The organism is Aquimarina sp. EL_43, assembly GCF_943422735.1.
Taxonomy (GTDB): domain Bacteria; phylum Bacteroidota; class Bacteroidia; order Flavobacteriales; family Flavobacteriaceae; genus Aquimarina; species Aquimarina megaterium.
Genome location: NZ_CALSBR010000001.1, coordinates 883,597 through 907,175, shown reverse-complemented (window position 1 = coordinate 907,175; position 23,579 = coordinate 883,597). Strand labels below are relative to the sequence as shown.

Annotated in this window: 16 protein-coding genes and 1 tRNA gene; 10 read left to right on the top strand and 7 right to left on the bottom strand. The window is 35.3% G+C overall.

The genetic code is table 11. The annotated features are described in order from the left end of the window. Positions 1 to 43 precede the first annotated feature (43 nt). The 3 genes from gldM (at position 44) to NNL09_RS04115 (ending at position 3,758) form a co-directional block, all read left to right on the top strand. Positions 44 to 1,591 (top strand): gliding motility protein GldM, encoded by a 1,548-nt coding sequence (gene gldM / locus NNL09_RS04125; protein ID WP_196909224.1) that lies wholly within the window; start codon positions 44 to 46, stop codon positions 1,589 to 1,591. Positions 1,592 to 1,610: 19 nt separating this feature from the next. Next, positions 1,611 to 2,501 carry a gliding motility protein GldN gene (gene gldN, locus NNL09_RS04120; protein ID WP_196909223.1) on the top strand — a complete coding sequence of 297 codons (891 nt, stop codon included), beginning with the start codon at positions 1,611 to 1,613 and terminating at the stop codon, positions 2,499 to 2,501. Between the two features lie 210 nt (positions 2,502 to 2,711). Beyond that, entirely contained in the window at positions 2,712 to 3,758 is a 1,047-nt protein-coding gene (locus NNL09_RS04115; protein WP_196909222.1) for an FAD-binding oxidoreductase, read from the top strand. Here the strand turns inward: NNL09_RS04115 and NNL09_RS04110 are convergent. Continuing rightward, a complete protein-coding gene (locus NNL09_RS04110; RefSeq protein WP_109098150.1) occupies positions 3,753 to 4,139 on the bottom strand; it encodes a DUF983 domain-containing protein in 387 nt (128 codons plus the stop codon). The two genes, NNL09_RS04115 and NNL09_RS04110, sit on opposite strands and share 6 nt — an antisense overlap. A 57-nt stretch (positions 4,140 to 4,196) precedes the next feature. Here NNL09_RS04110 and NNL09_RS04105 point away from each other — a divergent pair, with 57 nt between their 5' ends. From NNL09_RS04105 to NNL09_RS04080, 6 genes are all read left to right on the top strand, one after another. After that, positions 4,197 to 6,119, top strand: coding sequence for an ABC-F family ATP-binding cassette domain-containing protein (locus NNL09_RS04105; protein ID WP_196909221.1), 1,923 nt, complete (start codon positions 4,197 to 4,199; stop codon positions 6,117 to 6,119). Between the two features lie 178 nt (positions 6,120 to 6,297). Further along, positions 6,298 to 7,464 carry an efflux RND transporter periplasmic adaptor subunit gene (locus NNL09_RS04100; RefSeq protein ID WP_196909220.1) on the top strand — a complete coding sequence of 389 codons (1,167 nt, stop codon included), beginning with the start codon at positions 6,298 to 6,300 and terminating at the stop codon, positions 7,462 to 7,464. Positions 7,465 to 7,466: 2 nt separating this feature from the next. Next, the gene (locus NNL09_RS04095; protein WP_025663337.1) at positions 7,467 to 10,694 is read left to right on the top strand and encodes an efflux RND transporter permease subunit; all 3,228 of its coding nucleotides are present in this window, start codon (positions 7,467 to 7,469) and stop codon (positions 10,692 to 10,694) included. After that, a complete protein-coding gene (locus NNL09_RS04090) occupies positions 10,666 to 12,036 on the top strand; it encodes a TolC family protein (protein WP_231389153.1) in 1,371 nt (456 codons plus the stop codon). The genes NNL09_RS04095 and NNL09_RS04090 overlap by 29 nt, the downstream gene beginning before the upstream one ends. An 808-nt stretch (positions 12,037 to 12,844) precedes the next feature. Further along, a complete protein-coding gene (locus tag NNL09_RS04085) occupies positions 12,845 to 13,027 on the top strand; it encodes a CPXCG motif-containing cysteine-rich protein (protein ID WP_081748194.1) in 183 nt (60 codons plus the stop codon). Positions 13,028 to 13,214: 187 nt separating this feature from the next. Beyond that, a tRNA-Met gene (locus NNL09_RS04080) sits at positions 13,215 to 13,287 on the top strand. A 409-nt stretch (positions 13,288 to 13,696) separates the two neighbouring features. Here the strand turns inward: NNL09_RS04080 and NNL09_RS04075 are convergent. The 6 genes from NNL09_RS04075 to NNL09_RS04050 form a co-directional block, all read right to left on the bottom strand. Then, complete coding sequence (locus NNL09_RS04075) at positions 13,697 to 14,158, bottom strand: hypothetical protein (protein ID WP_196909219.1); 462 nt, start codon at positions 14,156 to 14,158, stop codon at positions 13,697 to 13,699. A 415-nt stretch (positions 14,159 to 14,573) separates the two neighbouring features. Next, positions 14,574 to 16,502, bottom strand: a complete 1,929-nt coding sequence (locus NNL09_RS04070; protein ID WP_196909218.1) for a polymorphic toxin type 5 domain-containing protein — start codon at positions 16,500 to 16,502, stop codon at positions 14,574 to 14,576. A 1-nt stretch (position 16,503) separates the two neighbouring features. Next, positions 16,504 to 20,097, bottom strand: coding sequence for a hypothetical protein (locus NNL09_RS04065; RefSeq protein WP_196909217.1), 3,594 nt, complete (start codon positions 20,095 to 20,097; stop codon positions 16,504 to 16,506). 353 nt (positions 20,098 to 20,450) lie between these two features. Beyond that, entirely contained in the window at positions 20,451 to 21,290 is an 840-nt protein-coding gene (locus NNL09_RS04060; RefSeq protein WP_196909216.1) for a DUF6597 domain-containing transcriptional factor, read from the bottom strand. Between the two features lie 476 nt (positions 21,291 to 21,766). Next, on the bottom strand, positions 21,767 to 22,429 hold the full coding sequence (folE, locus tag NNL09_RS04055; protein WP_196909215.1) for a GTP cyclohydrolase I FolE: 663 nt from the start codon (positions 22,427 to 22,429) through the stop codon (positions 21,767 to 21,769). 10 nt (positions 22,430 to 22,439) lie between these two features. Next, on the bottom strand, positions 22,440 to 22,781 hold the full coding sequence (locus NNL09_RS04050) for a MerC domain-containing protein (RefSeq protein ID WP_231389166.1): 342 nt from the start codon (positions 22,779 to 22,781) through the stop codon (positions 22,440 to 22,442). 163 nt (positions 22,782 to 22,944) lie between these two features. On the opposite strand from NNL09_RS04050, the gene NNL09_RS04045 reads away from it, so the two are divergent. Next, positions 22,945 to 23,577 (top strand): ATP-binding cassette domain-containing protein, encoded by a 633-nt coding sequence (locus tag NNL09_RS04045; protein WP_196909214.1) that lies wholly within the window; start codon positions 22,945 to 22,947, stop codon positions 23,575 to 23,577. The last annotated feature ends 2 nt before the right edge of the window (positions 23,578 to 23,579 follow it).

The following is a 23,579-nucleotide window of genomic DNA, read 5'->3' as shown; positions in this document are numbered from 1 at the left end:
TTAATTAAATATTTTATAATAACTACCAAAATCTAAAAAGAATATGGCAGGAGGAAAATTATCCCCAAGGCAGAAGATGATTAACCTGATGTACTTGGTTTTCATCGCGATGATGGCATTAAATATGTCAAAAGAAGTATTAACTGCATTTGGTTTAATGTCAGAAAAATTGACAGAATCAAATGAGTTGGCTAGTCAACGAAATACTGGATTTATGGCAGGTCTGGCCGAAAAGGTTTCAGAACAGCCAGAAAAATATACCCCATTAAAAGAAAAAGCAGATCAGATAAGTGTTTTATCTAATGAATTTAACTCGTATCTAGATCAACTTAAAGCTGAATTGGTTGACGATAGAGAAGATCCTACGGATTATGAAACTATGGATAGACCAGATAGATTAGACCAAAAGTTTTTTGAAGGCGGTAAGGTTACTGCCGGGGCTCAGGAATTTTTGGATAAAATCACAAAATATAGAGATGGTGTATCTGCTGCAATCAAAGAAGTAAAAGAAGTAGATGCTTCGGTTGCTGATGATGTGATTAAAACCTTTTCTACAGCTGATGTAAAAGACAGATCCGGAGTAACTAAAAAATGGTTAAACTATAACTTTGAAGGATTTCCTTTGGTTGCTTCTTTAACTAAGCTTACTCAAATGCAAGCCGATGTTAAAACTACAGAAAGTAAAGTGCTTTCAGCTTTATTAGCTGGACAACAAGCGTCTGAACTTTCTTTTAGTAACTATGAAGCGATTGTAGTTGCAGATAAAACAGCTTTCTTTAGTGGAGAGAGTTTTAAAGGTAGAATCGTTCTTGGACGTTTTGATGCTACACTAAAACCAACCAAAGTAATGGTTAATGGTAAAGAGCAAACAGAAGTTACAAACGGACAAATCATGTTAGATTTCCCTGCAGGAAATGTAGGAGAAAGAGATGTGGCTGGAGAACTTCAATTTAAAGAAGGAGATTCTACAGTAACGATTCCAATTAAGAGTTCATATACTGTAATTCCTAGACCAAATTCTGCTGTAATTTCTGCAGATAAAATGAATGTGGTGTATCGTGGAGTTAATAACCCAATGACTATTTCTATTCCTGGTGTGCCAGCTGTAAATGCTTCTGCCCCTGGACTAAGAAAAGTTGGAGGAGCAGGAAAATATATGATGAATGTTACTGCTGTAAAAGCTCGTGAAGTAAATATCAAAGTTAGTGGTAAACTAGCAAATGGTACAACAGTAAGCGACAGTAAGAAATTTAGAATTAAAGGTATACCAAGACCTGTAGGAACAGTACGTGGTGAAGATGGAGCAATCAAAATGGCGAGAAATGCCTTAGAAATTTCATCTGTAGGTGCTATTCTGCCTGATTTTGACTTTGATATTAAATTAAAAGTGACTGGATTTAAATTTAAAGTAGAAGGACAGCCAACAGTAAGTGTTCCTGGAGGAAGGCTTAACGCTAAAGCAAAATCAGCTTTGCGTAAAGCGAAAAGAGGTTCTTCTGTTCAAATTATTGATATAAAAGCACGGTTAGCTAATAGCTCTGGATATAAGTTGAAAAAAATATCTCCGGTTATTATTGAGTTAACGAATTAAAAAATAAACTTACGTAGTTATGAATTTGAGAAATTTTGTATTAGCCGTTTTTGGTCTATTGGTTTCTTCTCTTTCTTTCGGGCAGGCAAATGTTTTAAATGCCAATAATCCTGATGAGATTGGAAAGAAAACTCAAGAACAGATTTTATATGACAATGATCGTCCCTTAGAGTACGGATATGTAGATAAACGTGATGTATTGTGGGCAAAAACCACTTGGGAAACTATTGATCTTGATGAGCGAATAAATTTCCCATTGTACTATCCTATTGATACATTTAATATTGGTGCTAATCGTCGATCTTTATATGATGTATTGGTAACAAATATCAAAAACGGAAAAATCAAGAATATTTATTCAGATTCATATTTTACTGAGACACGTACTTTTGAAGATCTTCAGTCTACAATGTCTAAAATCGATACTACCGATTTAGGATTTGAGCAGTATAATGCTGGAGAAGAAGTAGATCCTCAGTACATTAACAGAAGGGATATTACTTCTGCAGATATATCAGAATACAAAATAAGAGGATATTGGTATTTTGATAAAAGACTAGGGGAATTAAGATACAGATTGCTTGGATTAGCACCTGTAGCACCCGATGTTAACTTTATCGATGATGATGAGCCAGATATGGTAGCATTATTCTGGATATGGTATCCTGATGCCAGAGAAATATTTCATAATGCAATGGCATTTAATAGGAAAAATACATCAATGCCTTTTACGTATGATCATATCCTTAATGCAAGACGCTTTAATTCTGTGATTTATAAAGAAGATAATATTCAAGGTGACCGCGAAATCAAAGATTATGTTATTGATAACGCCTTGATGCAACTACTTGAAAGTGAAAGAATTAAAGAAAGTATCCGAAATTTTGAAATGGATATGTGGAGTTATTAACGACTCTGATATTCCTCAATAAATAATAGATGAAACGCCCAACTATAGTTGGGCGTTTTGTTATTTTTGAACTATGTTAATATGGGTTTGAGATCATAAAACCATTTAATCCAAATGATTTTTACGAATTAGGTTATAATCTCAAACTTACATTTTATGATTATATTATTTATAAATGAGTACTGCTAGTTACATAAATTCAGAAGTTAAATGCTATTAGATTATATTGTTGTAGGGTTAGGGTTATCGGGATTATCTTTTGTAGAAGAATTAGAAAGTCATAACAAATCATATGTAGTTTTCGAAGACGTTTCACAGAAATCATCAAGAGTAGCAGGAGGCCTATATAACCCCGTAATTTTAAAGCGCTTTACGATGGCTTGGCATGCCTCGCAGCAAATTGAAACAGCAGTCTCTTTTTATAAAAATGTAGAAACAAAGCTCCAGAAAACGTTAGTTTCAGAACTTCCGATATTACGTAGATTTAATGCCGTAGAGGAGCAAAATAACTGGTTTGAAGCTTGTGATAAACCCCTTTTAGGAGAATTTCTTTCTTCAGAATTGATCCGAAATACTAATCCGGCGCTAGATATTCCATTTCATTATGGAAAAGTAAAACATACCGGGAAAATTGATATCAGCAATATGCTTTCTGCCTATGCGAAAGAACTTAAAGAAAACAATATTTTAATCGATGAATCCTTTGAGTATGATAAAATCACCGTAACAGAAGATTATATTCAATATAAAGAAATAAAATGCAGACATATTGTATTTGCTGAGGGTTATGGAGTAAAAAACAATCCATTTTTTAATGATCTGCCATTATATGGTAATAAAGGTGAATATATTATTATTAAGTCCGAAGCACTTAAGCAAAAGGAAGCGATAAAATCTTCGATATTTATTATTCCTCTGGGAGAGGATTTGTATAAAGTGGGAGCAACATATAACAATCAGGATAAATCTCCAGAAATAACAACTACTGCCAGGGAAGAATTGCAAAAAAAGCTGGAAAAATTTTTAAAAGTACCCTACAAAGTAGTGGATCAGGTAGCAGGAATACGTCCTACAGTTAAAGATCGAAGACCTTTGATAGGAACGCATACGAGGTATGCTAATATGCATATTTTAAATGGTATGGGGAGTAGAGGCATCCTCTTGGCTCCTACTATGGCAAAAGAGCTATATAACCATATAGAAAAAGGAATTTCTTTAGACAAAGAAATAGATTGTAAACGGTATAGTAACCTATGAAGAATGCTCTTCTTTTTTGTAATGCATAAAAAAGTTGATCCATATATTTCGGGATAACCTTAAAATAACTGGCAAAAAAGCAATCATCGTTATAGAAATTATAATAAAAGTAGCCACTAGATCAAGCTTAAAAATGAGATTACTAATCACAAAAGCCGCAACCGCAAAAGCAATCCCTACAGGATAACTCACATACATAGCTCCGTAAAAAAAAGAAGGTTCTATTTTATATTTGGTGCCACAATGACTACAGCGTTCCTGCATTTTTAAAGTTTGGCTTAATTTATAAGGGTTAGATTCCTTATACATACTTTCTTCCTGGCATACAGGGCAGCTACCAGTTATAATGCTATAAATTTTTGTTCCTTTTAAGAAGTTCATGAGCGTTTTTATTCTAACGCAAAATTAATCATCTTTGCACAAAATATTCAAAAGCAGATGTTAAACATACATAACTTATCGATTTCGTTTGGAGGAGAGTACCTTTTTGAAGAAATAAGCTTCAGATTAAATGCAGGGGATCGAGTTGGATTGATAGGAAAGAATGGTGCAGGAAAATCTACCATGCTTAAGATTTTGTCCAAAGAGCAAGAACCAGATTCTGGTCAAATAGCTATGGATAAAGAAGTGAAGATTGGTTTTTTAAAGCAGGATATAGATTTTGTATTTGGGCGTACAGTTCTAGAAGAAGCCTATGAAGCCTTTGTAGAAATTAAAAAAGCAGAACGAGATATCGATGCAATTAATGCTCAACTAGCAGAACGCACAGATTACGAAAGTGAAAAATATAACCAGCTAATTACCGACTTAAGTGATCTTACACACCATTATGAGATCATGGGTGGGTATAACTACCAAGGAGAAACAGAAAGGGTTTTACAAGGCCTCGGATTTGCTCGTGAAGATTTTAATAAACTTACAGATACCTTCTCTGGCGGGTGGCGAATGAGAATCGAATTGGCAAAACTTCTATTACAGAATAATGATATTTTATTATTAGATGAGCCTACAAACCATCTGGATATAGAATCTATTATCTGGCTAGAGAATTTTTTAAAAAATTATACCGGAGTTGTAGTTATTGTTTCACACGATAAAATGTTTTTGGATAATGTTACCAACAGAACTATAGAAATCTCTTTGGGACGTATCTATGATTATAACAAACCTTATTCTAAATATTTGGTGCTTCGTAAAGAGATTAGAGAACAACAATTAGCCACGCAAAAGAACCAATCTAAGCAGATAGAACAGACCGAAAAACTGATCGAAAAGTTTAGAGCCAAAGCTTCTAAAGCGGCGATGGCACAATCTTTAATTAAAAAATTAGATAAGATTGATAGAATAGAAGTAGATGAAGATGATAATGCAGTAATGAATATTAGTTTTCCTGTAAGTGTACAACCAGGAAAAGTAGTTATTGAAGCTGATAGTGTAGGCAAAAGTTATGGTGATAAAGAAATTCTAAAAGACATTGATCTACTGGTAGAGAGAGGATCTAAAATAGCATTTGTGGGTCAGAATGGTCAGGGTAAATCAACATTGGCTAAGATTATTATTGATGAAATACCGTATACAGGAGAGTTTAAATTAGGTCATAATGTACAGATAGGATATTTTGCTCAGAATCAATCAGAATATCTTGATGGAGAATTAACGGTTCATGATACTATGATCCATGCGGCCGACGAAAAGACGCGGACCAAGGTTCGTGATATGCTCGGAGCTTTCTTATTTAGAGGAGATGAGGTAGATAAGAAGGTAAAAGTGCTTTCTGGAGGAGAGAGAAACCGATTAGCGCTATGTAAGATGCTCTTACAGCCTTTTAATGTATTGGTGATGGATGAACCAACAAACCACCTGGATATCAAATCTAAGAATATATTAAAAGAAGCTTTGAAAAATTTTGATGGAACCCTGATTTTGGTATCGCATGATAGAGATTTTCTTCAAGGATTAAGCAATACAGTGTATGAATTTAAGAATAAAAAAATCAAAGAATATCTTGGTGATATAAATTTCTACTTAGAAGAAAAAAGAATAAATGATCTAAGAGATATAGAAAAGAAAGATAAGCAAGAGAAAACAACTTCTGATACCAAAGAAACAGCAAAACAATCTTATCAGGATCAGAAAAAAGTGAAATCACTTGGAAATAAATTGAGTAATATAGAATCCAAAATCAATAAGCTGGAAAGAGAAATTAAAGAAATTGATGTAGAACTGGCGATCAATTATGATGAAACGATTGCGCAACCCAACTTTTTTGATAATTACCAGGCAAAAAAGGATCTCTTATCCTCACTAATGGAAGATTGGGAAATATTACAAGAAGAAATGGATGCATTAAACAATGTATAAGAAGTTATTTTATATTGTCTTCTAATTTTCTTTTATTATTATATCTCTCTATATCGCTAACCTATTTATAATGTAAAAATCTCTCGTATTAACTTTTATGAGTTCTTTAACTGCATCCCAAGTGTGTGGTTGATAGTTTTGTAGCGATTCTACAAAAAGTTGTGGTTACCGATACACTATGAGAAAAATTATACTTTCAATCCTGGGGATACTTTTGATTGTAGCAGCTTATTTTGCTGCAAATACAATAATAGATAGTAAAAAAAGACTCAGACCCAGACCTGCAAAAGTGATAAAAACCGTTTTTGTAGATACGGTAAAAAACAAAACTATTCCTATTCAAATTGCAGCAAATGGTAATTTAACTGCAAAAAGAAGGTTAGAGTTATATGCCGAAGTTCAGGGGATTTTTAAAGGAGGAACTCACTTATTTAAACCCGGTCAAAAATATCAAAGAGGACAAGCTTTAATAAGAATTGATGCCTCAGAATATTATGCTAGTGTACAATCTGCCAAGAGTAATTTATACAACCTGGTTACTTCAATTATGCCAGATTTGCGATTGGATTATCCAGATATTTATGAAAAATGGCAAGGGTATCTCAATACCTTTGATATGAGTAAAGCCACACCAAAGTTACCAGAAGTTACTTCAGAAAAAGAAAAATATTTTATAACAGGAAGAAATATTTATACTACCTATTATAATGTGAAAAATCTGGAGCAACGATTGGCAAAATATACGATCTCTGCTCCTTTTAATGGAGTGCTTACCGAAGCCCTGGTCACCGAGGGAACTTTAATTCGGCAGGGACAAAAATTAGGAGAGTACATAGATACCAAAGTATATGAAATGCAGGTTGCTATAGGCAAGGAATATGGAGATCTGCTTCGTGTTGGAGAATCGGTAGAACTTTCTAACCTTAATAAAACAAAGACGTTTACAGGAAAGGTGTCCAGGATTAATAGTAGTGTTAATCAGGCCACCCAGACCATTACAACTTTTATCGAAGTAGCAGATCCATCTCTTAGAGAAGGGATGTACCTCGAGGCCAATCTTGATGCTAAGAAAGAAGAAAATGCTATCGAAATCGAAAGAGGATTGCTTCAGGAAGGGGATAAGATATTTGTGGTAAGAGACAGTATTCTTGATATTATAGATGTACAGCCTGTATATTTTTCTGATAAAAAAGTAGTGCTTAAGGGAGTTCCTGAAGAGACCGTAATTTTATCCAAAAGTGTTCCGGGAGCATATGCAGGAATGCTAATAAAGATCTACCAGGGAAAGAAAGAAAATAATAATGTGCATAGTGATAGTTCTGCTAGTACAGCTAAAAAACAATAGTGATGCGTAAAATTATTGCTTTTTTTATTAAATATCACGTAGCGGTAAATGTGATTGTACTTGCATTTTTTGCATTTGGAGTTGTAGGAGCATTATCCTTAAAATCTTCATTTTTTCCACTAATAGATTCCAAAAATATCATTATAAATATTACATACCCGGGAGCTTCTCCATTAGAAGTAGAAGAAGGAATTGTACTTAAGATAGAGGATAACCTAAAAGGGCTGGATGGAGTAGAACGTGTAACTTCAACTTCGAGAGAAAATAACGGGACAATAAATGTTGAAATCGAAAAAGGAAAGAATATCGATTTCATGCTGTTAGAAGTAAAAAATGCTGTAGATCGTGTGCCTTCATTCCCAACAGGTATGGAACCTTTGGTAGTGGCAAAACAAGAAGCGATTCGACCTACAATCAATTTTTCTATAAGCGGAGATAATATACCATTGGTTACCCTTAAAGAGATTGCACGACAGGTAGAAAATGATCTTCGTGGGATAGAAGGGATTTCCCAGATTTCTGTGAGTGGCTATCCTGCAGAGGAGATTGAAATCGCTATAAACGAAAAAAACTTACTTGCATATAACCTTAGTTTTAGTGAAGTAGCACAGGCAGTAAGTAGAGCCAATATTCTAACTACCGGGGGAACCATAAAAACAGATGCCGAAGAATATTTGATCAGGGCAAATAATCGTTCGTATTATGGTAATGAGCTTTCTAACCTCATCGTACGTGCAGATGCTTCAGGAAGTGTAATACGCCTTAAAGATGTAGCCGAGGTACGTGATCGTTTTTCAGAAACCGCAAACGCTACTTATTTTAATGGAAACTTGGCTGTTAATGTCGAAATTACAAGCACAAATACCGAAGACCTTATTTCTTCAGCAGAAAAAACAAAAGAATATATAGCAGAATTTAATCAGAAGTATAATAACGTACAACTTAATGTGATTAGTGACCGATCTATTACACTGGTACAACGTACAGAACTTCTTACAGAAAATGCTATTATCGGAATGTTGCTGGTGCTTACTTTTTTATCCTTATTCCTTAATACACGTTTGGCATTTTGGGTTGCTTTTGGACTTCCCGTAGCTTTTTTGGGAATGTTTATTTTTGCAGGATCATTTGATGTTACTATAAATGTATTATCCCTGTTCGGGATGATCATCGTAATTGGGATTCTGGTGGATGATGGAATTGTAATTGCAGAAAACATCTATCAACATTACGAAAAAGGAAAAACCCCGGTACAAGCAGCTATAGATGGCACTATGGAAGTAATACCACCCATTATTTCTGCTATTATTACTACGATACTAGCTTTTGGTATTTTCTTGTTTTTAGATGGTCGTATAGGAGAGTTTTTTGGAGAAGTTTCTGTAGTTGTCATTCTTACATTAACAGTTTCTCTGATCGAAGCTTTGATTATTCTACCAGCTCATTTAGCACATTCCAAAGCGCTTAAACCACAAGATTCAAAACCTAAAACAGGAATTGGACAACTATTTGCAAAATTACGATATATCAATACATTTGGAGATGCTATTATGAGTTGGCTACGAGACAAAATTTATAGTCCGGCATTGCGTTTTTCATTACAAAATAAACTTTTTACGTTTTCTATTTTTATTGTTCTTCTTTTTCTAACTATAGGAACTGTAGGAGGAGGAATAGTTAGAACTTCTTTTTTCCCTCAGATAGCAAGTGATCAAGTATCAATCAACCTGGCAATGCCCAACGGAACTAATGAAAAAATAACAGACAGTATCATTTCTTTGATAGCAGAAAAAGCCTGGGAAACTAATGAAGAATTAACAGAACAGTATTTAAAAGGGCCCGAATATACAGGTAAGAAATTATTTAAAAATGTGATTACCAATATTGGCCCCGGATCGTCTTCGGCCTCATTAAGAATTAATTTACTACCGGGAGAAGAACGTCCCGATGCAGTAGGATCGGCTATGGTTACAAACCTTATTAGTAAAAAAATGGGAGAAGTAGCTGGTGTAGAAAGCCTTGTATACGGTAGTGGAGGTAATTTTGGGGGAAGACCAGTTTCAGTTTCATTATTAGGAAATAATATAGCAGAGTTGAAAGCAGCTAAAGCAGAGCTAAAAGGAGCATTGGTAAATAATTCATTATTGAAGGATGTTACAGATAATGATCCGGCAGGAATTAAAGAGATTCGTATAGAATTAAAAGAAAATGCATATCTGCTGGGATTAAATCTTCGGGATATTATGACACAGGTTCGTGCAGGTTTTTTTGGGGTACAGGCACAACGTTTTCAGCGCGGGCAGGACGAAATTAGAGTTTGGGTGAGATATGATAGAGATAATCGTTCTTCGATATCTAATCTGGATGATATGCGTATTACTACGATTAGTGGAGAACGAGTACCACTTAATGAGATTGCAACTTATAGCATAGAAAGAGGTGATGTAGCGGTTAACCACCTCGAAGGACGTCGTGAAATACAGATTTCTGCAGATTTAAAAGATGCAGAAAATACCAGTGCTACAGACATATTACAAGAAATTCGTACGGTAACTATGCCAGAGATTATTTCTAAATACCCAACAGTTACACCTTCTTATGAAGGGCAAAATAGAGAAGCAGGTAAACTTTTGGGATCTTTAAAACCCGTAGGGCTTACTGTACTTGCATTAATTTATATAACCATTGCATTTACGTTTAGAAGCTATAGTCAGCCATTACTACTCTTATTACTGATTCCGCTAAGTATACCAGCAGTGGCATTAGGGCATTGGGCGCATAATTTTCCTATCAATATATTATCTATGCTAGGTATTATTGCTCTTATAGGCATTATGGTTAATGATGGTTTGGTACTCATTGGTAAGTTTAATAGTAATCTTCGGGAGGGATTGAGTTTTGATGAATCTATTTATCAGGCTGGGAGATCACGTTTCCGGGCTATTTTTCTTACTTCACTTACTACTATTGCCGGGTTAGCACCTCTATTATTAGAAAAAAGCAGGCAAGCGCAATTTTTAAAACCTATGGCTATTTCTATTGCTTACGGGATTGGTTTTGCGACTGTATTAACTCTATTGCTGTTACCATTATTTTTATCGTTTAGTAACAATGTGAAAGTAGGAACCAAGTGGTTAGTTACCGGAAATAAGATTACCAAAGAAGAAGTAGAACGTGCCATTAAAGAACAAAAAGAAGAGAATGAAGAGCATCATGAATTGCAAGGGTAGCAGTATACTAAAATTAGTGTTCTTTCTGTTTTTGATTTCTGGAAATGTAATCAGTCAGCAATTAACAAAGCAGGAAGCTATACGACTTACCTTAGAAAATAACTTTGGGATATTAATTGCTACCAATACTATAGCCGTGGCAAAAAACAATAAAGGAATTCTTAATTCTGGATATTTGCCTACATTAACCGGTAATGCCGGAGCGAATTATCAATCAGCAACATCGAACACTAATTTTCAGGGAGCAATAGATCAAAACACAGGACAACCACGAGCAGATATCAAGATCGAAGATGCCGAAACGCAACGGTATAATGCAGGGTTAAATCTTAATTATACACTGTTTGATGGTTTGGGACGTTTTTATAATTATAAAAGATTAAAAGAGCAATATAATCTTACCGAATTACAAGCCAGGGAAACTATAGAAAATACAATTTTGCAGTTGTTCTCTGTATACTACGAAGTAGCCAGGCTATCTGAAAATGTAGAGATTCTCGAAGAAACACTTCGTATTTCGAAAGAACGTATTTTAAGGTCTAATTATCAGTTTGAGTATGGCCAGAATACAAAACTTAATGTACTTAATGCAGAGGTTGATGTCGCAAATGATAGTATTAATTTATTAAATACAAGACAACAATTAATAAATACAAAGAGAGATCTAAATGTAATTTTGGATAATGATCTAGCACATGAATTTGAGGTAGATACCATTATAAAATTTATCCCAAAACTGGAACTAGAGGAGTATTTATCAAAATCGACAGAGAATAACATAACACTTTTACAAAATGAAAGTAATATTCGAATTAGTGATTATGATATTAAAGTGAGTAAATCCGGGTACTTACCTTCGATTGGATTAACCGGATCTTATGGCTGGAACCAAAACCGAAATCCACCATCGACATTCTTTCCTGGTAATATTTCAGATACCTACACACTGGGAGCAGGAGTAAGTCTTACCTGGAATCTCTTTGACGGAGGAAATACGATCACAAGAGTAAAAAATGCTAAAATAGCATTGGATAATCAGGAAATTATAAAAAGCCAGATAGAGAAAGAAGTAAATAGAGATATTGCTAATGCATTAGGAAATTATGAAAACCGTTTGAATGTGTTTAAGATTCAGCAGCAGAATGTAATCACAAATCAAAATAATTTTGAGCGTTCGCAAGAGCGTTTTAAACTAGGACAAATCACTTCTATAGAATTCAGGCAGGCGCAGATCAATCTGATTTTGGCAGAAACCAATAAGAATTCGGCAAAATACGATGCTAAAATTGCAGAACTTCAGTTATTGCAGTTAACAGGGCAGTTGTTGAATATTGAATTCTAAAGAACAAAATATCAGATTACACCCTCTGTCTTTTTCTTTTTTTAAGACACCAAAAACATAAGGAAGGCATTTTTAACTATTGTTCTAATATGTGTTTTAAATCTTTTGACCAGTTTGAGTGGTTTGTTACAAATAATTATCCTGCCATTCCGGACTAGATCCGGAATCCCATAATCCATCCCTTAAAAATGAACCCCAGATCAAATCTGGGGTAACTTACTTGGTTAAGCTACATGTCGATACAACCACACCCCAAAGTGGGGTGCTCCTTTAGATTTGCATTTAGATATTTCATTAATTAAACAACCCGTAGTCAAAACGATAAAAGTGCTGAGAAGTAATTATAAACATGAATTTTTCTTATCTATTCATTAAGCGGTAACTAGTGTGTTTATCCAAATATTGGGTTATAACCTCTTCTCTAATGTTAAAAAATTAAGAGTTTTTGATAGGTAGGGGGTACTTCATAAGTACCCCCTACCACTTATAGAAGTGGGGACCCCCTACTTCAAACACAGGATGATCCTATCTCAGAACTCGGTGCCACCTCTCTTTTTACTAGGTTTATCTTCTGTTTGAGGTACCCCCTGGGGACTTCTGAAGTGGGTATACATTGTATGATAACAAGATATATCCACTTGTTGAAGAGGGTGCTGTACTTCAGTTTCTGTGGTACCCCCACTATAGTAAGTACCCCCTCCCCACTTGTATAAGTACCTTTTTGGTGATTTTGTGAGGTTTTTTAACAAGAACTGTTAAAATTAAACTCTTGGCCCCGCAAAAGTATAAGAGGTGTTATATTTAATTTATGTTCGAACACTATTTTCAATGTCCATATTGCTGGGAGGAAATATCGATGCTTCTGGATCCTTCTGTACCGTATCAGGTATATGTTGAAGACTGTGAAGTATGTTGTAACCCTATGGAGTTGCATCCACGATTTGAGGATCAGGAATTAGTATCTTTTGAATCATTGAATATCGAACAATGAGACTAAATAGCTTACTTCAAGGGGGTTATGATATTTTTACTTTTTTTTAATAAAAATAGTGTTGTTTAAATTAAAAATGGTTGTATATTTGCACTCCGATTAGAAGATGAGATATGAACAGGATATAATCGGCAGTTCTTATAAAATAAAATTTACAAATCAGATTTCTGATTTACATAATATACATCGCGGGATAGAGCAGTAGGCAGCTCGTCGGGCTCATAACCCGAAGGTCACAGGTTCGAGTCCTGTTCCCGCTACTAAAGAAAAGCTTCACAAAAATGTGAGGCTTTTTTGTTGTCATAATGTTGGTAAAACTTGACAGGGCGAGAAGTTTATCCTGAGCGAGATACGAGTCGAAGGGAGTCCTGTTTCTACTGCTTTTAATCTCCTGATTTTTAGTATATTATTTTTTTTAAAAGAGATTTCTATAAGATACTTCAAGCACGATTTTTAAGCACGGTTACAGTGCTCATTTTTTGTAAATAGCCTATTGTTAGACGTTTATAATTTAGTAAGAGTCGTATTAGTAGGGTGATAGAGGTTAAAAAGTATCTATTTTTTGTTTTTAAAATATGAGAGCCGCTCTCTCGGGTTTGTTTTTCGAGTAGAAATTGTTTAATAATACTACTATATCAGGCTCAGATTATGATCTTAGTTTAGAAAACTTCAACTTCCAAATATTTTGAGTTTTTTTATAGTTTTGGAGATAAGTCTTTCGTCTATATAATGTCTCCTTAACACTTCGTTAGATGAATGTGATGATAGTAGTTTCGTTTGTCTTTTTATCGTTGCATTTAAGTAAGTTAAATATGTTTTTCTAAGATGTTTGAATCTTATTTCTCTTCCAGTATTTAGTTGTTTGTAAAAATGCGTAAACCCTTTGGATAAATTATCTTTTATTGTAGATGCAGTAGTAATTCTCTCAGGGTGGAGAATATATTCATCTGTGCCAATTTTTTCTTTTAAACCCATTTTATATAATAGTTTTAATAATTTCTTTGTGATTGGGATAATTTTTGGCTGTACATTAGCATTAAAGCCTTCGCCTTTTTGTCTTTCAACTTTAAAGTTTCTTATCTCAATGAAATGAGGTTTTTTATTTTTAAAATGAATCATATTCCATTTCATCTTTACAATTTCTTCCCCTCGACACCCTGTATGTAATCCTAATCTGATACCATTTTTTAGATATGGTCTATATCGTTGTTTATAATATGATCCACTTTTGTTATTAATAAATTGTTTGCCTAATTTTGGGTTAATTAGATCTAATAAAGCTTTATATTCTTCTTTATAAATAATATCCTTTCTTATGATGTCTTCCCTTTTTTTAACTTTATTAAAAGGGGGGGTATGGAATTATGAAATTTACCCAATAGCTTTAGTATTGAAAAATCATGGACTTTTTCACGTTAGGTATAAGTCTATTTGATGAAGATGACAATTTTACTTTTAGTCAGCAACAATTCCATAATTGTAAATACTCCAAGAATTTTAACAATTATATTTGATTCTCAACGCTCACTTGTAGCTTCAGTTTTACTTAATAGTCTTCTAAAATTGGAATCGGAATGCCTCGCGAAAGTGGTGATCTTAATACAGTGCCAGGACTTAATAGGCCTAACCGTTCCCACATCACAGCTGTTTCACGTTCCACAGGCACACCTTCAATACTAATCACTTCTCTCCTAACAACTCCATTTCCATACCTCCTGCGGCGTTCCCATCTGCTGCCAGCTACTGAATTTGCCCAGCCATCTTCTAGAGCAATAAACTTTTGACCTGAAATATGTCTAGTGTGTACATGCCCCATATGAACAGTTATTCTATTCTCAGTTGCACCACTGGAAGGCAGAAAATTTCCTCTTTCTGGGTCTAGTAAAAATTCTAGAGGGTGTCCTCTCCTTCTTAAAATAATTCTCAATGATTCCTCACGTCCCCAATTGACATCGTAGTCATCGAAAGAAAACCGTCCTGCTTGCCATCTCCTATCAGCACTTTCAACTCGCACATTAAAACGCTCCATAAATAAGGCCATTTCTTCATCTGTCAATCGCTGCCTTCTTACTAAACGAGCTATATGCTGACTTGCTGTATTTCTCCTCCTCCTTATTGCATCTTCATCCAATATCCTAGCTCCTTCAGCTGACAAAATACCTGACTCAGAGTCTATATTTCGTCTTCTATTCGCCGGATTAATAGTAGGAGAATTTCTAGGCTCTTCAATAATTCCTTGATTAGCAATGTTAGTTCCTCCTGTTTGTGCTGGACCATTTGGTCTATTATTATGTATGGGATTTCGAAGATTGGGGTTGAGATACCGTGGGTTTGGATTATTCGTCGGTATTGAGTTCACAGAATTTACATTCGGAATGCGCCTTCCAAGATTACCGAGACGAGCTTTAATGTTTTTAAGTTTGGATAGAAGAGATACGAGAGTATTTGGCACCTGGCCTATATTTCTGACGATTGAGATTGTAGCTGTAATTAGTGAAATCAAGCTAAGAATTGTAGTAATAACTTTTGTTATGAATCTACCTTGATAATACCAGGACATGCGATATTGTCCTAATTGATATGCATTTTTTGATGCTTCCAACTCATCCTCATAGGTTCCAAAGGCGATGTTGTGAGTAATCTCTGTTATTTGTTCCCTCACTTCCGGTTGTGCCAGAAAAGTCAAAATTTCACCCTGAAGTTGATTACGTAATGCGGTATTCAGCGAGACCTCAATATATAATCTTCGAATGGCTGGAAAAGCCTCTGTTGTGGCTGCTCTAAATTCAAAAAGCATCTGGCGCATCTCAATAAGTGATTGTGGTATTCGAAAAATGCCTTCAATATTCTCAAGACCAATATCTACTGCTCCTATTAATAGTGCATCAACAGCTTCATCATTCAATTTAAAAGGATTCTCCAATGGAGATAACTGGTCTTGGACGCGAAGGTTGTCAGCTAAAGCCTGTCTTTGAGCGACTAAATCAGAAGCAATAGCCCGTGAACCCAAAACCATATTATCGACTATACCTCGTTCCAAATCTTGTGTGTAATTCTCAGGATCTTCTTCTCTCGTTCTTAAGCGAGTTTCACGGATAGAATCTCCTCTCGTCCGCATTCGTCGTCTTATTGTCGGAGGTATGATATCAAACTCATTTGGATTTGGAGTTCTTGACGCACCCAACCCTCTTGCTGAATTGGGGTTCTCAGAAAAGCGATTTCTTGATGTCACATTGTTGGAAGTGCCATCATGTTCTACCCAAATAACTCCTGAGTTGCTATTGGACAATCGACCGTCACGAAAACGAGCAACGGCTTGCGCGATGTTCGGCGGTAATGGATCACCGGATTCATATCTATGTATAACAACACCATCGAAAGCACGAAACTCAACTATACTACCGCTAGGATAGATATCGATTTGATTTCCATCGCTAACGGTGATAGGTCGATCATTTTCGGGAATTTCAATCATATCAATCTGTATCTACAATAGTTTCATTCCCACCAATAATTTTTACATACTTATCCACGTCAGGATCATCAAAATTGACATCCGGGCCTACCATAAGTCCAGCGCGTCGTATGTTATCAAGTCGCCCTTGACGAACTTCTTCTTGAACTTTTAGAACATCTAGGCCACGATGAGCAAGCTTGAAGTCTTCTAGTAGGGTTGTTTCTCCTTTTAGCGCCTCCATATAAATTTGACCTGTAGGAAGTATAATTTCCTGTGTATCGGGAACAGGAGATGATAAAGATTTAGCGAGAATCTCGCTTAGGGTAGTGCGATCTTCATCACTTAGAGTTTCGTCTTCCCAAACTTCTTTTGCATAGTCGATAAGCTCGGCCGAGGTCACGCCTATGTCAAGAGCTGGATCGCGAACGCCTAAATAATCATCAACAAATTCTCGCATCATGTAGTCAGTTATATGCGTACAGTCCTTCAGTGGAAATACAGCATAATTACCTTTAAACCCGAGCAATTGATCCACATGAGCAATACTACCAAGTGGAACCTTACCCTCTTCGGATAAAATATCAAGATCTGGTGGTAATGGCTTATCACAATGAATTTCATATGGATTGCCTTTCCGCTCAACCCCAGGAGGCATAGGCAAAAGGTTTTTCCAGCGAGATAGCGTACAAGTAACTTCGCCAGCACCAACATGGTAGACCATCTTTTCAGCCCATTCGAAGAACCATTGATCAGGATGCTTCATCTCCCAAATGGCGTGCATATAGTGGAAAATATTTTGACGAATGTGTAGAAGCAATTGTTTTATTTGGGTGTCTTTTTGAGCAATTGCCTTAAGAGCATTAGCATATTGTTGTCCCGCCTCACGTGCTTCGCGTTTTGCAGCCCGTTGCGTAGTGGCGAGCTCTTCGGCTTGTTGGTCAATATGTTTTAGGCGCGATTCGGCAGCCTTGATCATGGACTCATATAACTTTCCTTGATTGGGCTCGTTGTCTCCTCCTCCAAAAATTGAAAATCCGCCCGAAAGAAAGAAATCTTTAACTTTATCACCAGTACTTTCTTTGCCTGCCTGATAATCATCAGCTTGTTTTTGAAAATTGATGATTTGGGAACGAAGTGCGGCACGATCTTTTACAATAGCATCAAACTCAGTAGATATCCCGGACATTGTAGCTTGTTCTCGCTCATAAATTGCTTTCTTAATTTCGATATCAACCGCTTCAGAAGCGCGTCCATTTTCGATAATGTGGATAGCTTCCTCAAAGGCATCATCTAGCAAAGCCCTACGTAAAATCCAAGCATGCTCCAAAACCCAGCCTTCGGTTAATTCATGTGGTGAAGGTAGGTCCAAAGCCAGCATAATAACTGGGGTAACACTTTCCAATCTTTGATGAACTTGATAACGACGCTCCAATTCATACATTAAATAGGTAACAGTTACTTCATTATTTGGGTTATGAATTTTTTGTATGGATTCTAAGTTGGATTCGAAGTCCTGAGTACTTTCAATGCTTACTTCCCGCTCTTGCCGTACTTTTTCAGCAGCTTTACGTGTAACCTCAGATATCTGCTTATGCTGTCGGTTGGATTCTGTTTTTTGATTATGAGAAAACTCACTGGCACTTTCAATAGATCCTATACCAAGAGTAAAAGACCCACTTGCAGACATTTTGAAGTTTGTATCGGTGGCTAGTTTCGCAATAACATCAAGTTCACTTTTTATAGACGACGAACTTTCATAACTATTTTCGGACAAAGCTTTACGCATCTCTTTTTCAGCACGAGTCCGTTTTACCTTCTGAGTGACTTTTAGTTCACGAGTTTCACCTGGTGCTAAAGGAAGTGTTGAGACAAGCCTGCCAACTTGATAATTAAGTGGTTTCCATTCTTGTCGATATTTGATGAGAGTACCATAATTAACGGAATCAGCAGCGTAGTATTTAAATGAGTAGGGTCTGCTTAACCGATCACCGATATCAGAAATAAGCTGTTGCATTCTTCCAATACCATTCAAGCTTGTTGGTGTTTCTTTTAGAAAAACGGCGTAAGTGTTTCGGTGAAGATATTGAGCATTTGTATCATCCGGATATATCACTGTCGCTTGTTCAAACACAGTACCAAATTGCATTTGTAATCTAGGTTTTAACCGATTCCACTCTGCATCAGTAAAGAAATCACTATATGCGGGGGGCACAGATACCCATAATTCTTGGAAGGCTCCTAAATCATTTGAAATAGATAATATAAAATCTTCAAAATCCCTAATATCTCGAAGATCATCGGGGCGAGGAAATGTATTACCGTAGTCGTCATCTATGCGATTAATCTCATCAAAGAGATTCTGAACATCTGTCTCTAGTTCTTTATCAAAAGCTGCCGTCCACACATCTTTGAAGGCCATCTGAAGATTGTGAAAATCACGAAAGGCAGTTACATTGGCAGGACCACTTCCCATTTCTAATTCATTAATGCGCGCCTTAATGGCCTTCAAATCGTCGATAATGGTTTTTTTTTCCGGCGAATTAAATGCAGGCAAAGATTCAATTTGCCCTAGAACCCGCTCCTTGATTGTCTGCATTGCTAAGTCGATATCTGGTGGTGCAGGAGGGGTTTTGGTTTCGCATTTGGGCAACTCTGATTTGCGGAAATCGGCACTTTGTTTTTTCGCACGGGCTTCAGTGACCAATGATCGTACTCGTTTATAACTCACACCAAGACCTTTAAGGTCTAACAAATCGCATGCCGACACGGTTACCGAACTTGTGGTTGTCCCTCCTGGGAAAAAAGGCACAATTTCCAGATCCGTTAAATAAACTATTGCTGGAGGAATTGTTATTTTGCTTAGTGTTTCAATTCCTGATTTGATGACAGTACGTTGCATTAGGTCAGCCTCAGAAGTAGAGAAGGTTTTTGGAATAAATTGAGGATTTTTTGCTAAAGCACGAGGTGTAAGCATGTTTGGAATTTTCTTGGCAATTTCGGCTCGTTGCGTGCGCCGCGCTTGACCTTCATCAGAGGCAAGATTACCAAAAAAATTACCAATATCTAAGGCCTGAACTCCATCATTTTTGACACCAGCTTTTTCAAATAACTCCTCTGACACCTTAATGAAGAAGCTTTCTTGTCGCCCTGCGTTCCAACTCGGAAACATGGCCATATGCACTAACCTCAAAATTTCGAACATTCCAATCGCAAGACCATCGATTACTTGAGTAGTATCCGGTCCAATAACTGTTAATAGAATGTCTGGACGTTTTTCCTTACCGCTGTCATTAAATTCGACATCGTCAAATTCAATTTCAAAATATCCTTTGTCATTTGTCAAAACCGAACCCAATCGGTCACCAGCAGGAGCGAGACCCCGCAAATCTAAATCTTCTTCGTCAGCAGATCCAAATATTGCTCTAAGCACATTAAAAGAAGACCTAGAATCAGGTTCTTTTGGTGTGTTGTAACTCATCATCCCTGAGGCATCACCCATTATATATTTTGTGGTTGCTGAATCGATGTCAAATACAACAACTTTTAGATTTTCAATACCTCTTCCGTTATCTGCTCTAACAATTCGTCCAGTTATTTTGTTTTTAGTCTCCATGTTCGTCTAATGTTGCATTAATACTTTTTAGTAAAAAGGGAGTTAGTTAGTGAAAATCATAAATTAACTCGTAGAAGATTTCGACACTGTTTTTATGATTCACAAATCATAAAAACAGTCCACGAACCTTCGAAATATTGTTTATAAGAGATTGTTTTTTATATTCAGAAAATCTTCAGTGGTTTCGTAACCTCTAAAATCAAAAGGCTTCTGTTAAACTTTTCGATATTATAGAAATATGTAACTAGATAATTCTTTCCATAATCGACTCAAATGTATTTGTCTCCATCCGAGGATTATTTCATGAAATGAAGATAAAAAGAAGAAAGACTAGGTGGGGGGTAAAAAAACGACTAAAATGTAATCTTATCTAAGAATGTTTGAGCAGCCTCGTTCTGAAAACCTAGATAAGAAGCGAGAGTCGTCTGCGTCAACTGTTTGAATTGTTTACGAAAATGAGACTTATCGTGGTACTCGTATTGGCATAGTAGATCGATCAACGAAGAGTTAGCATCATTAAAACCATTTACAATATGATTGATCTTAACAATGGTGGCGTACTGATGAGGGCATAGACCAATACGTTTTTTAAAGGATCGCTGTAAGTGTCGCTCACTTACTTTTAAAGTTTTAGCCAGCGTGTTTGTGGTAATAACGCCTTTTCGTTTAATGATCTCCGCTACCGCCCAATCGGTGAAAACTATATCTTGCCGGGTCTGCCCAATGAAGGAAGCAAACCATTGTTCAAATTGCTGGATACGATCGTTAAATAGAGATCTAGACATTTTTTCATGAAGCTTCCTAAGACCTTTGGAGATATGGTAATCGGCTTCAAATGTCGAATTCCGTAATTCATTAACGGGGATTTTTATTAACCGACTAATGGTCGTAGGGTGCATAACTACTCCAAATAAATCAGTCTTTTTTAAAAAGTTTATAGAATAAAAACTATCATATTGACCACTAAAATAGATTGGAAAATCTATAAGACAAGGAGATTGATTACAGATTTCAAATTCTATTGGATTTGAGAAATTAAACCCGATAAAAGTATAACCTGTAGGTAAGGTGTGCTGTTTATACAGAAAATTACCATCTTGTTCATTATTCAAAATTTTTTGTTGAAAATAAAATGAAATATATGGTTCCAATAATTTAGAAGGCTTATGCGTAATAAACTCTTGAGAAGTCATATTTGAAAATAGAATTTAGAATCGTATTCAAGTTTTGCATGCATTACTGTCCCATATAATGGTCAGCATAGTTTACTATTAATTAAATTGAAGGTTTTCCTTTAAACTTAAAATTATATAGTCCCTAGAAATGATAAATAGAAAATCAAATACTAAAATAATTCTTAAAAATAAAGAATTTTAGCTTCATTATGTCGGGTTGAATATCCCGTATTACATGGGGGATATGCCCTGTTGCTATTTATAATAATAAGTTTTTTAGTTACCTAAAACGTACAATTTAATAAACTATATAATTCCTATTTTTTCAGGCTATTAATAGTGCAGAGCTTATTAATTTTAGGATAGAGTATCCAAGAGAGCTAAATACAAGTACAATATATATTGGATGTTACATCCAAAAAAATCTATACTGCTGTTTCGCGATGTTATAGGCAACGTTTGAAATCGAAGGATGTATGAACCAATGAAAAAGATTACTCATTGTTTTTTTTAATAATGCCAAAAAACTCATTTCGTAGAGAAGGCTCTATAAATTGCCCTCCATACTCAATCGTGGTGGTAAAACTACTTTTATCTTTAATTCCTCTAGAAGAAACACATAGGTGTTTAGCATTAACTACAACAATAACATCTTTGGTTTCTAAGGTTTGTTGTAAGTCATTTAAGATTTGCAGACATAATCTTTCTTGTACCTGAGGGCGATGTGAGTAATAATCGACTAACCTGTTAATTTTTGACAATCCTACTACCTTGTTTTTTGGAATATACCCTACATGCGCAGTACCAATTATGGGTAAAAAATGATGCTCACAAGCAGAATCAATAGTAATATTATGTTCTACCAACATTTTTTGATACCCGTACTTATTATCAAAAGTTGAAATCTTTGGACGGTTTTTAGGATTTAAACCATAAAAAAGTTCTTTTATATACATTTTGGCTACTCTGTATGGAGTTCCCGAAAGACTATCATCTGTTAAATCGAGCCCCAACTCTTTCATTATTTCAGAAAAGTGATGTTGAATATTTTTGATCTTTTCATTATCAGATTTTTCAAAGGCACCCTCTCGTAAAGGAGTTTCTATGCTATTAGAAATATGTGCATCTCCTATCAATTCTATTTTCTTTCTATTCATTTTACTGGGATTAATTGGTTTTACAACATTTTTGTTTGCATTGACAGTATTTTAGATTGTAGAAATGTAAAACCACTAATAATAGAGATGCTACAAAAATGAGTGCTTCTGGTAAAGAAATTAAAAGAAATTTTTCATTTAGAACAATAACGAATAACAGCAGCCAACTTATCCAAAAAGCATACTTCATTTTGGGCTTTGAAGTGGTTTTAACAGATCTGCTAATCGCTATAAAAGAAAAGCCTAAAAAAATAATGTCTAAAGATTTCCACCAGGTAGGATGTACATCTTGTAACATTACTGAACCAGTATTAGCGATAAAAAGAAAAGGAGTAATTAAGCAATGCGCCAAACATAAGCTACTTGCTATAATTCCTAAAGTATCTGAGTTATTACGTATGTGAGATATGTTCAAAAGAAAATGTATTTGTTTATGCTTGGTAAAGATAGTATTATTTTACAAATGCAACTTTGTTGCTTTAGTAATATTTACTTATTTTTGAAAAAATCATTTTATGATACGAACCAAATCTCTTCAGTTTACCTATCGGGATACAAAAAATCGTACCTTTTGTTTTCCAGATATTGATTTGCCCTCGAAAGAAGATATATTGGTTTTGGGGCCTTCAGGTGTTGGTAAAACGACATTATTACATCTTTTGGCAGGTCTTTTACCTCCAAAAGAAGGAGATATTTTTATTGCCAATACTTGTTTGAATACACTTACGCGAAAACAATTAGACCATTTCATAGGACAAAATATTGGGCTAATTTTTCAACGAGCTTATTTTATCAGATCTTTATCTTTATTAGAAAATTTAACGCTACGTGAGCAACTTTCCAAAAAGAAAAGTGATCGTTATCGAAAAGAAGAATTGATCACGCAGTTAGGACTCTCAGATCTTCAAAGCAAAAGAGTGTATCAATTAAGTGAAGGACAACAACAGCGACTTTCGATTGCCTTAGGAGTCATACATAAACCTAAAGTTATATTAGCAGATGAACCTACATCTAACCTAGATGATACCAATTGTGAAAAAGTTATTTCCCTATTAAAAAAAGAGGCTCAAATCTGTAAAAGTAATTTGGTGATCGTAACTCATGATAAAAGAGTGAAATCACATTTTGATAATCATATAAGTTTATAAAA